The 14,542-nt window shown below is 55.5% G+C and carries 10 protein-coding genes; 9 read left to right on the forward strand and 1 reads right to left on the reverse strand.

Going from position 1 to position 14,542, the window contains the following annotated elements:
* The first annotated feature begins 289 nt into the window (after positions 1-289).
* From SH573x_RS26945 to SH573x_RS26985, 9 genes are all read left to right on the forward strand, one after another.
* The gene (locus tag SH573x_RS26945) at positions 290-1,264 is read left to right on the forward strand and encodes a hypothetical protein (RefSeq protein ID WP_479351157.1); all 975 of its coding nucleotides are present in this window, start codon (positions 290-292) and stop codon (positions 1,262-1,264) included.
* 174 nt (positions 1,265-1,438) lie between these two features.
* The gene (locus SH573x_RS26950) at positions 1,439-2,524 is read left to right on the forward strand and encodes a metal ABC transporter solute-binding protein, Zn/Mn family (protein ID WP_479356813.1); all 1,086 of its coding nucleotides are present in this window, start codon (positions 1,439-1,441) and stop codon (positions 2,522-2,524) included.
* A gap of 334 nt (positions 2,525-2,858) precedes the next feature.
* Positions 2,859-4,985 carry an acetate--CoA ligase family protein gene (locus SH573x_RS26955; RefSeq protein WP_479351158.1) on the forward strand — a complete coding sequence of 709 codons (2,127 nt, stop codon included), beginning with the start codon at positions 2,859-2,861 and terminating at the stop codon, positions 4,983-4,985.
* A gap of 29 nt (positions 4,986-5,014) precedes the next feature.
* Complete coding sequence (locus tag SH573x_RS26960; RefSeq protein ID WP_479351159.1) at positions 5,015-6,142, forward strand: 4Fe-4S dicluster domain-containing protein; 1,128 nt, start codon at positions 5,015-5,017, stop codon at positions 6,140-6,142.
* Positions 6,143-6,963: 821 nt separating this feature from the next.
* Positions 6,964-8,337: a transposase gene (locus tag SH573x_RS26965; RefSeq protein ID WP_479348747.1), complete on the forward strand. Its 1,374-nt coding sequence runs from the start codon at positions 6,964-6,966 to the stop codon at positions 8,335-8,337.
* A 123-nt stretch (positions 8,338-8,460) separates the two neighbouring features.
* Entirely contained in the window at positions 8,461-9,300 is an 840-nt protein-coding gene (locus SH573x_RS26970) for an FAD/NAD(P)-binding protein (protein ID WP_479351160.1), read from the forward strand.
* Positions 9,300-10,064, forward strand: coding sequence for an NADH-quinone oxidoreductase subunit B family protein (locus SH573x_RS26975; RefSeq protein ID WP_479351161.1), 765 nt, complete (start codon positions 9,300-9,302; stop codon positions 10,062-10,064). The genes SH573x_RS26970 and SH573x_RS26975 overlap by 1 nt, the downstream gene beginning before the upstream one ends.
* Positions 10,065-10,097: 33 nt before the next feature.
* Positions 10,098-11,393: a Ni/Fe hydrogenase subunit alpha gene (locus SH573x_RS26980; RefSeq protein WP_479351162.1), complete on the forward strand. Its 1,296-nt coding sequence runs from the start codon at positions 10,098-10,100 to the stop codon at positions 11,391-11,393.
* Entirely contained in the window at positions 11,394-11,780 is a 387-nt protein-coding gene (locus SH573x_RS26985; RefSeq protein ID WP_479351163.1) for a hypothetical protein, read from the forward strand. It abuts the gene before it with no gap.
* Between the two features lie 144 nt (positions 11,781-11,924).
* Here SH573x_RS26985 and SH573x_RS26990 read toward each other — a convergent pair whose 3' ends face one another.
* On the reverse strand, positions 11,925-14,444 hold the full coding sequence (locus SH573x_RS26990) for a sodium-translocating pyrophosphatase (protein WP_479351164.1): 2,520 nt from the start codon (positions 14,442-14,444) through the stop codon (positions 11,925-11,927).
* Positions 14,445-14,542 lie beyond the last annotated feature (98 nt).

Consider the following 14,542-nt stretch of genomic DNA (forward strand, 5'->3'; position numbering starts at 1 on the left):
TGCTGCGGATTTCCCATCGACCGGCTGCGCTTCTGTGCTTGTTTCACACGTCCGCCCCCGCGCGTTAGAATAGGACGCACAAACTAAGCCGTTGGCGTTAGCCTCGGTTTTCAAACGCACACGGCCGATGGTTGTTGCCAACCGGGGGTGACGACTGCGGCTTAGGGAACCAGGTGATGGACAGGGAACCGGGGGTGACGCCGGCGGAGTAGTGTAGGAACCGGGGCTAATGCCCTCGGTTTAGTTGTAACCGGGGCTAACGCCCTCGGCTTAGTTGGGGGCGAATGTAATGTTGAAGATGTGGTTGGTTGGGCTGGCGTGTTGGGCGGCTGTGACCAACTTGGCTGGTGCTGAGGATGAGTTTGCGGATGTTAAAACCATTCGCTCGTTGCCGCGCACTCAATCAGAGCTGGATCGACTGCATAGCGAAAATAGCGGCAATCGCTGCGACCAGATCGCCGAAGGGCAATCGCTGGAAACCAATAGCTTCGCTATCATCCGCACCGCGCGACATAATTCCTCACGACCCGCCGCGCGACATTGCGTGATCTCCGTCGGACTGACGATGGACTCCTCCGATCAAGCCGCCCTGCCGATGATCAGCCGCAAGACGATCTTGGAATACCTCGACGATAACTATGTCTCTATCCAAGTCCGCGTGCGCCGCGACTTGATCGACGGCAAACTCTACTACCATCACTTGCCACTGGCCGCTACCGCTCAGTTCCGCGGCTCTAAAGTCACCCAGCGCTTCCAACCTGTCATCTCCAACGCTATGAACGAGTTTCGCAGCGTCGGCCTCTTCACCCGCTCCAGTCCCCAAGAACGTAAACCCGAAGACCTACGTACGCTGGTTATGATCTTCAAAAATTCGATCCTCAAATCCGGCGAACGAACCGGCAGCCAATTCGAATACGCCTTCGTCCGTGGTCGACCTACCGACGCCGGCTCCGAACGCCTCAAGTCCCACGTGTTCGTCACCGCCAAAAATCGCACGCAACTGGTCTACCTGAATCCCTACGGCCACCCGGCTCGACCCGACAACTGCAGCATTCGCGGCAGTATCGCCATCACCGAATTCGATAAGTCCGGCATCACGCCCCGCGAAGGTGCCACCCGCAGCTATCGACTCGACGCCCGCCGCTTCTTCCCCATGGAAAATATCGAAGCCTACTGCAAAGATAAACAACTCCCAGGCGGCTTCCACGATCACGTCGATACCGTCCTGGATGTTCTGATCGATCAAATGGAAGCCAAGAAGTAAAGTACCGCACATGCGACCATGACCAGCGCTCGTTTAACCCGTAGCCGCAGGCGAGGAGCACCCTCTAACCCAACTCTGCCCGCGCTTGAGACAAACGTGGTGCTTCCAAAGTCTGGCGACTTCGGCTACGGTTGTTGTAGCCGATCTCGCCAGAGATTGGATGGGTCAAACGTGATGCTTCCAAAGTCTGGCGACTTCGGCTACGGTCGTTGCGCAGAGTCGCTACACTGGGTGCGCCTCGCCTGCGGCTACGGGTTAAACGAGCGCTGGTCATATCAAATCTCAAATCTCAAATCTCAAATCTCAAATCGAAAATCGAAAATCATAAATCGCAAATATCTTTGGTTGGCTGTGCTGCTGGTGGTCGGGTGTAACTCGTCCTCGGCGCCTAAGTCGACCACCTTCAATGGTACGTACCCCATCAAAGCCACGGTGACCGTGGGGATGGTCGCCGATTTGGTGCGCGAGATCGGTGGACCAGAAGTCCAAGTGACTCAGCTGATGGGCGATGGCGTCGATCCGCATCTCTACAAACCTTCCACCGATGACCTACGAGCCATCCTCGGCTGCGATGTGGTCTTCAACAATGGTCTGATGCTCGAAGGCAAAATGTCGCAAGCCCTTCAAGCCTCGTCCAGTTCGCGGCCAACCTGCGCAGTCGGCGATTTGCTGCACCGTCCTGAAAACTTGCCCGATAGCGATCCGCATCATCCCGACCCACACGTGTGGATGGATGTCAGCTTGTGGCAACAAGCCGCGGGGATCGTGGGCAACTTCCTTCAAGAGTACGATCCCAAAAATAGTGCGCTCTACCAGCAACGCACCGCGGACCTGCAACAAAAACTCGACCAGCTCCACCAACATGGCCTCAGCCTCATGGCGTCCATTCCGGAACAGCGCCGAGTCTTAATCACTTCGCACGATGCCTTTCGTTACTTCGGACACGCTTACGGCCTGGAGGTCCAAGCCATTCAAGGCATCAGCACCGACTCAGAAGCCGGACTGCAACGCATCAATGAATTAGTCGACCTGATCGTCGACCGAAAAATCCCCGCCGTCTTCGTCGAAAGCAGCGTACCAGCCAAGAGCATCGAAGCCTTGCTGGAAGGCGCCCGAGCTCGAGGACACTCCGTCCAAATCGGCGGCGAATTATTCTCTGACGCCATGGGCAAACCCGGTACACCCGAAGGAACTTATATCGGTATGATGACGCATAACCTCGAAACAATCGCACGCGCACTGTCGCCTCTCGAACCGTAGCTACCGTCGCCAGACGGTAGGTCTTCGTAGCTACCGTCGCCAGACGGTAGAGGCGGTAAGCAGGTGCCTCCACCGTCTGGCGACGGTGGCTACGAGCGCGTCACGTAGTTGCGTCTCTCCGAGACGCAATTCGTCAGCGTTTCGGAGAAACGCTGCTACGTGGCTACGAGTCGAACCGTAGCTACCGTCGCCAGACGGTAGAGGCCTTAAGCAGGTGCATCCACCGTCTGGCGACGGTGGCTACGAGTGCGTCGCGTAGTTGCGTATCTCCGAGACGCAATTCGTCAGCGTTTCGGAGAAACGCTGCTACGTGGCTACGAGCGAAAGGAGACATATGGACCTTAGCAAACTACTGGCTCCGCATTCGATCGCGATCGTAGGCGCTAGTGAAACGCCGGCGAAAGTTGGTTCAACCGTGGTGACCAACTTGATGCGCAGTGGGTATCGGGGAACGATCTACCCAGTGAACCACTTGCGCAGCACCATTCATGGCTTGCCAGCCTTTGCATGTGTGGCGGATCTACCGCAAGTGCCCGAGTTGGTCGTCATCTGCACACCTGCAGCAACGGTACCCGACCTGGTACATCAGTGTGGTCGCTGCGGCGTGGGGGCTATCGTGATTCTGACGGCCGGCTTTCGCGAACTAGGCTCAGCCGGTCTTCTGCTGGAAGAACAGATTCGTCAAGCTCAACGTCATTATCAAGGTCTGCGCATCATCGGTCCCAATTGTCTGGGAGTGATTTCACCTTGGACGCAAATGAGCGCCAGCTTTGCGATCGGCATGCCCAGTCCAGGTTCGATCGCTTTCTTATCGCAGTCCGGAGCGCTCTGTACTGCCATTCTTGACTGGGCACTGACCGAAGACATCGGCTTCTCGCACTTCGTCTCGCTGGGCAATCAACTGGACGTGGGCTTTGCCGATTTGCTGGACTACCTGGCTGATGATCCCCATACCAGCGCGGCCATCTTGTATGTCGAATCGATCATGCAAGCCGGCTATTTTCTGCAAGCGGCCAGTCGCTTTGCGAGTCGCAAACCTTTGATTGCATATAAAGCCGGTCGCTTTGCCGAGTCGGCTCAAGCGGCCACTTCGCACACCGGCGCCATGGCCGGCGTCGATGCAGTGTATCAAGCCGCCTTCGAGCGCGTGGGTATCGTGCGCGTATTTGATTTAGAGTCGATGTTCCAATGCGCTGAACTACTAGCGCGACATCCTGAACAAGTTGGCGAGCGACTGGCCATCGTGACCAATGCCGGTGGACCAGGGGTCATGGCCACCGACGCCTTGCTGGCCGGCCATGGTCGACTGGCTCAGTTGAGCAGCGAGTCGATGCATAAACTGGACGAGTTCTTGCCACCCAGTTGGTCGCATAGTAATCCCGTCGATGTGTTAGGCGACTCGGATCCCGAGCGTTTCGCGCGAGCGATCGATATTGTCAGCGATGATCCAAACGTCGATACCGTGTTGGCACTGCTAACTCCGCAAGCCATGACGCAACCCGAACGCACCGCTCGCCTGGTCGCACAACTAGCGCCGCGAGCTGGCAAGACACTCATCGCCGCTTGGATGGGCGGCCAACAAATGGCCAGCGGAATCGCGCTGCTGCAAGCGGCCCAGATACCAACCTTTGAAACTCCCGAGCAAGCCATCGGTGGCTTTAATCATTTAACCGCTTACGCGCGTGCCCGAGCTGCCAATCAAGAGTTTCGTAAAGAAGATAGTGTCGAACTGGAAGTCGACTTCACGCGCAGCCTGGATGTCCCGCTGCCAACGCGCGCTCCGCAGAGTCCACAATCGCAGCGATTGCTCGACTCGACGGAATCCAAAGAGCTATTGCAACGTTACTCGATTCCTGTGGCTAGCGCGATCGCCGCTAGCAGTCCCGAGCAAGCCATCGAAGTGGCGCAAAAGATCGGTTATCCAGTCGTACTAAAAGTTTGGTCAGCCCAAATCACGCACAAGACCGAAGTCAACGGCGTGGCTTTGAATATCAACAGCGATAGCGAAGTCGTCGAGCACTTCAGTGCGATCGTCAGTAGTGCCGCCCGCATGCGTCCCGATGCAGTGATCGAAGGCGTTACGGTGGAACCGATGGTGACGCTGGCCAGCAGTGTCGAGTTGATTATTGGGATGAAACGCGATGCGGTCTTTGGTCCCGTTATCATGGTCGGTTACGGAGGTATCGCGGCTGAAGTTTTTCAAGATCGCGCGCTCGAGTTGCCGCCGGTATGCAAAAACCGAGCTTTGCGGATGCTCAAGTCACTGCGCTGCTGGCCGCTACTGGCCGGTTTCCGCAACCGTCCACCGGTTAATTTGGAGTTGCTCGCTAGCGTGATCGCTGACTTCGGTCGTATGATTCGTAATGAGCCGAGTTTGATCGAAGCTGACATCAATCCGTTGGTGGCCAGCCCCGAGCGCGTCGTAGCCCTCGACGCCAGGTTTGTAACCAATGTGGCATAGGCTTCCAGCCTGTGTGGAATACTTCCGTCATGACCACCAACTTTCTGCAGAAAGATCAATTCCAAAGTCTGCTGGATGTCGTCATCGCAGCGGGCTACGAGGTGATCGGTCCGCGCATTGACGAAGCCGCGATTGTCTATGGCCCGCTGGATAACGTTGACCAGCTGCCGATCGGCTACGGTGATCAACAATCCCCTGGTCACTATCGACTAGTCAAACGCGACGACGAGCGTCTGTTTGGTTACGTGGTCGGTCCCCATTCGTGGAAGAAGTATTTATTCCCGCCGATCTTGCCGTTGATGCGTTCGCGAAAGACTAGCGACGATGGCTGGAAATTTGAAGAGATCGTCGACCAGCCTCGCAAGCTGGCTTGCTTGGGTGTGCGCGCATGTGAACTAGCTGCCATTGGTATTCAAGATCGCGTCTTCATGCAGGGTGACTACATCGATCCAGCTTACGCCACGCGACGTCAGCATTTGCTATTGATCGCCGTCAACTGTACGCAAGCTGCCCAGACCTGCTTTTGTACTTCGATGAACACCGGCCCCGAGGTCACCACCGGATACGATATGGCTTTAACTGAAATAGAAAGCGGTTTTACTATCGTCAGCGGCAGTCCAGCTGGCGCAGCGATTTGCGACCAGTTACCGCTGCGACCTGCCACCGACGAGGAACTTTCGCAAGCGCAAGTCGGTCGGCAAAACGCAGTTGATCAGATCTCGCGTCGCCTGGACACCCGCGACATTCATGACAAGTTGCTCGCCCGCATGGATCACCCTCAATGGGATGACGTCGCCTCGCGCTGCTTGAGCTGTGCAAACTGTACGCTAGTTTGTCCAACTTGTTTTTGTCATTCGGTGGATGAGGTTACGGACTTGGTGGATGAGAGTGTGTTGCGCGAACGACATTGGGATTCGTGTTTTAATTTTGACTTTAGCCACATCGCCGGCGGTGCCGTGCGCCCTCAAATTCGCTCGCGTTATCGACAATGGTTGACACATAAACTAGCTACTTGGATCGATCAGTTCGGCACCTCCGGTTGCGTCGGTTGCGGTCGCTGCATCACCTGGTGCCCCGTCGGCATCGACTTGACGCAAGAAGTAGCCGCGCTTACGTCACCTCGTAGCGCCGTGCCCCCTCCCACACACGACGGCTGAACGCCGCGTCTGCGACCTCCCCCGCTGCGCGGTGGAGGTGACTGTCACCTCTCCAAGGCGAAGCCTTGGGGAGGTCGAATCGAGGCTTTGCGAGATTCGGGAGGGGCGAGTCCTGAATGAATATCAGTTAACGCACATGTCAAACCTGGTGCCGTGCCCCCTCCCGCACACGACGGTTGAACGCCGCGTCTGCGACCTCCCCCGCTGCGCGGTGGAGGTGACTGTCACCTCTCCAAGGCGAAGCCTTGGGGAGGTCGAATCGAGGCTTTGCGAGATTCGGGAGGGGCGAGTCCTGAATGAATATCAGTTAACGCACATGTCAAACCTGGTGCCGTGCCCCCTCCCGCACACGACGGCTGAACGCCGCGTCTGCGACCTCCCCCGCTGCGCGGTGGAGGTGACTGTCACCTCTCCAAGGCGAAGCCTTGGGGAGGTCGAATCGAGGCTTTGCGAGATTCGGGAGGGGCGAGTCCTGAATGATTATCAGTTAACGCACATGTCAAACCTGGTGCCGTGCCCCCTCCCGCAGACGACGGCTGAACGCCGCGTCTGCGACCTCCCCCGCTGCGCGGTGGAGGTGACCGTCACCTCTCCAAGGCGAAGCCTTGGGGAGGTCGAATCGAGGCTTTGCGAGATTCGGGAGGGGCGAGTCCTGAATGAATATCAGTTAACGCACATGTCAAACCTGGTGCCGTGCCCCCTCCCGCAGATTTTGAAGTTGCGCCTTTTTCATGCTAGCAAAAAAACTGCTATTGCAAAAAAAGCGGGTCCATTCCATGAAAAGTTTGTTGAATATCACCAAACATGGAGGAGGACCCGCAATGATTATCGTCGCCGAATCTGCCAAGTCGCTCAAGGGGTATTTGGCTCAATGTAATCTCAAAGAACGCGCATTGATGATGTTCATGCGAATGGTGCTCGCCTTTATTCTGCATCGCGGCCGAATGAGTTGCTCGGCTGCTGCTGGTAGTATTTGCTCCGAGGCAGTTCATCGCGGGGAGGTAACTCGTTTCTTGGCGCAGGCACGTTGGCGGAAATTCGATTTCAATAAAGGTCTGGCCAAGGCACTGCTCGCGAAAGAGTCGAAGCGCGGCAAATTCTTTTTCATTGTGGATGCAACGCAGAAGACGCAGTCTGGTAAGACATCTCAAAACACATACATATGTAGCGCTGGCAATCGCCAACGCAAGAAGAACGGGAATAGTAAAAACAGGAAGCGCGTGAAGACGGATGCTAAATCGATCCACAGCTTCACGTGCGGTGTGCTGATCACTCCCAGTGGCATCCGTGTGCCAAGGCAAATGCCCCACTACACGGAAGAATACAGCGAGCATCGAAAAGTTCCGATGCTGACAACGGCAGAGTGTGCTGCGGAAATGATCCGCACGCTCCCATTGCCAGATGATGCGGAAGTAGTGGTGATAGGCGATACGGCCTATGAATCTCAGGTTGTACGCGAAGCTTGTGAGGAAAAAGGATACACATGGATCTTTCCGGCTAATTCGGAAAGAGTTTATCAAGGCACCAAGGGCAACCGCCCCAAATTGCGGTCTCGTTTAAAGGATTGGACGAGTTTGTCGCTCAAGCGAACCAGGCTTCACGCGAGTACGGGCAAGTACGCCTCTTACCGGCGGCTTTCCAAGTATCGTATTGGGCCGAAAACGAAACATCGCGATTACTATACGCACAAGGAAAAAGCAGAGGTACGGAACGTCGGTTCAGTGCTACTGATTTTTTCGACAACGAAATCCAATCTAGTGAAGGCGACTTCCGACGACGTCAAAATCCTGATGACGAATGCTGTTGATTTGAGTGTGCTTGAAGTGATCGAGATGTACTCGCTCCGCTGGCAAATCGAACTATTCTTCAAAGAACTAAAGTCTACGCTCGGTTTCGATCAGTACTCGTTCAAAGACTTCCGAGCTGTGGAGACTTGGACTGAGTTGGCGATTACTACGGTATTGTTCTTGGAAGATATGCGTATCACAAGAATGAATGACCGTAGGCTCGACGAGGAGAGGCGACGATGGTGGGCCATGCAGCGACTGCATGGACTGTGCTTAGCCTACCGCCAAGAAAGTATGGGCCAAGAACTAAAGTACATCAACGACCGCCTAAAAACTTCTGGAGGCATCAACAAACTCAAACGATTGATGGCTGCAGCACTTCCAACAGAATACAGGATAGCCGTATGATTTAAGCAAAAAAGGCGCAACTTCAAAACCCGCAGACGACGGCTGAACGCCGCGTCTGCGACCTCCCCCAAGCGAGCTTGGGGGAGGTGACTTTAACGCTATACTGCAACATGGAGAATTGATATGAACCCTTGGCTCACTCATCCAGCCCGCATCGCTGCGATCTCGCCAGAGATCAACGATGTGCTTACCTATCGACTGGAGTTAACCGACGAAGCGGTCAGCAACGCGTATCGTTTTGCACCGGGGCAATTTAATATGTTGTATCTGCCGGGCTGCGGTGAAGTGGCTATCAGTATGAGCGGGCCGAGCGAGCCTGATGCGCGCTCGAGTGGACTGTTGCATACAATTCGCGCGGCGGGGCGGGTGACAGAAGCGCTCGCTGCGTTGAAGGTCGGCGATCAACTTGGTCTGCGTGGTCCCTACGGTTCGACCTGGCCGATCGCAGCCTGCGAGCAGCGCGATGTTATCTTATTGGCTGGTGGAATTGGTTTGGCACCTCTCAGGCCAGTGATCTACGCCTTGATGGACCAGCCCCATCGAACGGAGCGCAACATCTTGCTCATGGGCGCCCGCACGCCGGATCTAATGCTGTACGCCGATGAGTTCGCACAGTGGCAACAACACGGCTGGGAAGTGATCACCACGGTCGATCACTCCGATCCCAATTGGACTGGCCATGTAGGAGTTGTTCCTCAACTGCTCAAACAAGTAACAGTGATGCGGCCGGAGCGTACAGTGGTGATGACATGTGGGCCAGAAATCATGATGCATTACGCAGCTGTAGGCGCGATCGAGTGTGGCATCGCTCCCGAATCGATCTGGGTATCGCTGGAACGACATATGCAATGCGCGGTCGGACTGTGCGGACATTGCCAACTCGGCCCCAGCTTCGTTTGCAAAGATGGGCCGGTGTATCGCTACGATCATGCTTGCCAGCTCATGCGCATCAAGGAGTGGTGATGAATACAAAACCTCGACTGGCCGTGGTCAAGTTCGCTTCGTGCGATGGCTGTCAATTAACGCTGCTAGATGCAGAAGATGAACTGCTGGCTGTGGCCAACCTGGTACACATTGCTCACTTCGCTGAAGCCTCCAGCCATTTGGAAGATGGCCCTTACGATGTGACGTTAGTCGAAGGTTCGATAACCACGCCGCATGATGCCGAGCGCATCCAGCAGTTGCGGGCAGTCTCCAAGAAACTAGTGACCATCGGCGCTTGCGCAACCTCGGGCGGGATTCAAGCCCTGCGCAACTTTGCTGACCACGACGAGTTCATGCGGTCTGTTTATGCTCAACCTGACTGGATTGAAACGCTGGCCACATCGACACCGATCGCCGATCATGTGAAAGTCGATTTCGAACTTCGCGGTTGCCCGGTCGATAAACATCAACTGCTAGAAGTGCTCACGGCGCTGGTCGCAGGTCGACGACCGCGAACTTCAACTGAGAGCGTGTGTCAACCTTGCAAACGTCGCGGTACGGTGTGTGTCGTGGTGGCTCAAGGCAAAGCCTGCTTGGGACCAATCACACAGTCAGGCTGCGGATCCATTTGCCCAGCGTACGATCGCGGCTGTTACGGTTGCTTTGGCCACATGGTGCAAATCAACTTGCCTTCGGCTTCCAACATGCTGGCCGATCCCCGCGGAGCAGCCAAGAGTCAGCGCGAAGTGTATGAACTGTTGCATAGCTTCACTTGTCAAATGCCGAAGAAGATTGAAGATTGAAGTTTGAAGTTTGAAGTTTGAAATGTAAATACAATGGCTCGTCAAATTCATATTCCGATTCTCACGCGTGTCGAGGGCGAAGGCTCACTGCTGATCAAACTGGATGGTCGCCAAGTGGTCGACGTGCAGCTGGGGATCTACGAACCGCCGCGCTTGTTTGAGAGTCTCTTGCGCGGTCGGCCGCTGGAAGAAGTGCCCGATACGACGGCTCGCATCTGCGGCATCTGTCCCATTGCCTACCAAATCACCGCTGTCGAAGCCTTAGAGCGGGCGCTCGAAGTTACTACTCGACCCGAAATTCAGGATCTACGCCGAATGCTGTACTGTGGCGAATGGATTGAGAGTCACGTATTGCATATTCACTTGCTGCACGCGCCCGACTTCTTTGGCTGCGCTAGCGGTATTGAACTGGCCCAGCGCAGTCCAATGGAGGTCAATCGCGGTTTGCGCATGAAGAAGGCGGGCAATCGCTTGCTAGAAATTCTAGGTGGCCGCGCGATCCATCCCATCAACGTAGCGGTCGGTGGATTTTATCGCCCTCCCGATCCGGAGTTGCTGGCGGGTCTGATCCCTGAGTTTGAACACTGTTTGCAATTGGCCATGGAAACCGCGCGCTGGATCAGCACTTTTACATTCCCTGAATTTACACAGCCGCATCAATACGTGTCGCTGGTCGACGACCAGCAGTACCCGATCATGCGTGGCCACATAGGCATTGGTGACCAACTGCGCATCGACATCGAGCACTACGAGCAGCACTTTGCCGAGGTTCAAGTGCCGCATTCGACAGCTCTGCAATCGCAACGGCGAGTTGGCAACCAAACAGAGGATTACTTTGTGGGGCCACTGGCTCGTCTGGCTTTGAATCACCAGCGGCTATCGCCTTGCGCGCTGGCCGTCGCCCGCGAATTAGACTGGCCGCTTGTCAGTCACAACCCGCAACACGGCATCATGGCGCGAGCCCTGGAGGTCATCACGGCCTTCGAAGATGCGCTGAGCCTCATGCAACAGTATCGACCACTGCGTAGTGCCCGCCAGGCGTACCAGCATCGGGCGGGGCAGGGGTGCTGGGCGACGGAAGCGCCACGCGGATTGATTTATCATCGCTACGAAGTCGATGACGCTGGCCGCGTGGTCTCGGCAAAAATCGTCCCACCTACATCGCAGAATCAATCGCAGATCGAAGCGGACTTGCGCAGCCTGTTGCCCACGATCATCGACCAGCCCGATCCGCAAGTGGCTCTTATCTGCGAACAACTAGTGCGGGCTTATGATCCATGTATCAGTTGTTCGACGCACTTTCTGAACGTCAAGATCGAGCGGGCCTAGATGATCCCGGCTGAACTATTGGCTGCTCTGCACACAAACGACACGCACAATCAATTGGTAGTCGGCATTGGCAGCCCACATGGCGACGATTCGCTCGGCTGGTTATTGGCGGATCAGATTGCAGAATTGAAACTTCCGCTGGTCACAGTCCGCCGAGCTCTCGTGCCGCTGGATGTGCTGGACTGGATCGAAGATTTTTCGCGAGTGCATTTAATCGATGCCCTGCGTGGCGGCTCGGGTCAAGTTGAGCACTGGCATTGGCCCCACTGCAGCAACCTGCAGCGTGAGGCCAGTTCCACTCATGGATTTGATGTCGTATCGATGCTCCAGCTGGGCAGTGCCCTCGGCAAGATTAAGGCTGAAGTCACTATCTGGGGTGTGGCATAGGCTTCCAGCCTGTGTAGCCACCGCTGCCAAGCGGTGGATGATCTCACGCTACGCATCCACCGTCTGGCGACGGTGGCTACGGGAGTCCACCGTCTGGCGACGGTGGCTACAGAATGTCCACCGTCTGGCGACGGTGGCCACGGTTTACTTCTTGATCCGCATACCGTAGAAGCTACGGTGAATGAAGATCAAAGCCAGCCCAAAGAAGCCAATCGCCAGCCAGCTGGTGGCAACAGCTCCGTATTCAGCCCCCAGTTCCACAGCCAGCTCGACGGCCAGCAGACCGAAGAGCGTGGTGAACTTGATGACCGGGTTCAGAGCGACCGACGAGGTATCTTTGAACGGATCGCCGACGGTATCACCGACTACGGTCGCATCGTGCAAGGGAGTGCCTTTGGCTTTCAGTTCGACTTCGACAATCTTCTTGGCATTATCCCAAGCACCACCGGCATTGGCCATGAAGATGGCTTGATACAAACCAAAGATCGCAATCGATACCAGGTAACCGATAAAGAAGTAGGGCTCCAAGAACGCAAAAGCCAAAGTGACGAAGAACACAGCCGAGAAGATATTGACCATACCCGCCTGAGCGTATTGCGTACATATGGCGACCACGCGTTTGCTGTCTTCGACAGATGCTCGCGTCGTGCCTTCCAGCTTGATGTTCTCCTTGATGAACTCGACCGCGCGGTGAGCACCGGTGGTGACCGCTTGAATCGATGCGCCGGTGAACCAGTAGATGATCGCACCACCGCTGATCAACCCCAGCATAAACGGAGCATGCAATAGCGAGAGTTTATCTAAGTCTTGCGTCAGACCGTTCGTCAGTCCCATGATGATCGAAAAGATCATCGTGGTCGAACCGACAACCGCGGTACCGATCAGCACCGGTTTGGCCGTAGCTTTAAAGGTATTGCCCGCACCATCGTTCTCTTCCAGCAAATGTTTGGCGCGTTCGAATTTCACATCGATACCGAAGTCGCGTTTGATTTCCGCTTCGACGTTGGGTACATCTTCAATCAGCGACAGTTCATACACGCTCTGTGCATTATCGGTCACCGGACCATAACTATCGACCGCGATCGTAACTGGCCCCATTCCCAAGAAACCGAAGGCGACCAGGCCGAACGCAAACACGGCGGGGGCAGCCATAATCGCATCCAGGCCCGTGGGTGTGCCGCGACCAACTTCCGTTACGCCGTAAGCGACGCCCATCAGCGCCACAATACCCAAGCCCAACCAGAAGCACGAGAAGTTACCAGCGACCAGACCCGACAGGATGTTCAGCGACGCTCCACCTTGTTCGGACGACGAAACAACTTCGCGGACGTGTTTGGACTCGGTCGAGGTAAACACTTTCACTAACTCGGGAATCACCGCACCGGCCAAGGTTCCGCACGAGATGATCGTCGACAGTTTCCACCACAGCGTGGTATTGTCGCTCAAGCTAGGAATCACGATCCAAGAGACAATATAAGTCAGCACGATCGACACGATCGAAGTGACCCACACCAACCGCGTCAGTGGGACTTCGAAGTTCATCGTTTCCGAAGTGGCATACTGTTTGGTAGTAATGTTTTCGTTGATGAAGTAAGCGGCAGCTGAAGCGATCACCATCATGATCCGCATCACGAAGATCCACACCAGCAGTTGTACTTGCAGCGTTTCAAAACTCGCGCCGGCAGTCTTTTCGTTAACCGCTAGAAGTATGAACGTGATCAAGGCAACGCCGGTTACACCGTAAGTTTCAAAACCGTCGGCACTGGGGCCCACTGAGTCACCGGCGTTATCGCCCGTACAGTCGGCGATCACACCCGGGTTACGCGCATCGTCTTCTTTAATCTTGAAGACGATCTTCATCAAATCGGCGCCGATGTCCGCGATCTTGGTAAAGATACCGCCCGCAATACGCAGCGCCGCCGCGCCCAAACTCTCACCGATCGCAAAACCGATGAAGCATGGCCCAGCGTAGTCGCGTGGAATAAACAACAGAATGTAGAGCATGATCAGCAGTTCAACGCTGATCAGCATCATGCCGATACTCATACCGGCTTTGAGCGGGATTTCATAAATGGGATGCGGCAACCCACGCAGACTGGCGAAAGCGGTGCGCGAGTTAGCGAACGTATTGACGCGAATACCGAACCAGGCGACACCATAGCTGCCCAAGATCCCAATAACACTGAAGAGCAAAATGATGCCCACCCGCTGGTTCTCGAAATTCAGCAGCAGTTTGAAGTAAAAGATGATCACCGCTGCGATGGCCAACCACAGCATGCCGATGAACAGCCCTTGCTTGAGCAGATAAGTTTTACAAGTTTCGTAGATCAGGTCCGAGATATCGCGCATGCTTTGATGCACGGGCATATTCTTCAGTTGGGTATAGATGACCATCCCGAAGACGAGTCCCAGGGCGCTGATGACCAGGCCACCAAACAGTAGCGTACGGCCATCCAGGCCGCCCACAAATTTGACTTGGGCCAGATCCGGCAGAACCAGGTTGGCTTCGCCGCCCGGCCGCCGCGCCGGCTCGGCCGTTTCGGTTGCAGTTGTTTCAGGCGTAGCAGCATCTTGAGCCAAAGCGAAGGCATCGAGGCTGCAAAAGCTGGTGAGTCCTACTAAGAGGGCTAACATCCACCGACTAAAGGGCTGAGGCGGTTTCATAAGATCCATACTCTTTCCAAGGAATTGCACGGCCAGGAAAACAGGGCCTGTAGTTTAAAGAATCTTAACCGCGTTTCCAGCCCCCACCGCTCACGCAG

The sequence above is a fragment of the Rania fehmarnensis genome, from assembly GCF_056494185.1.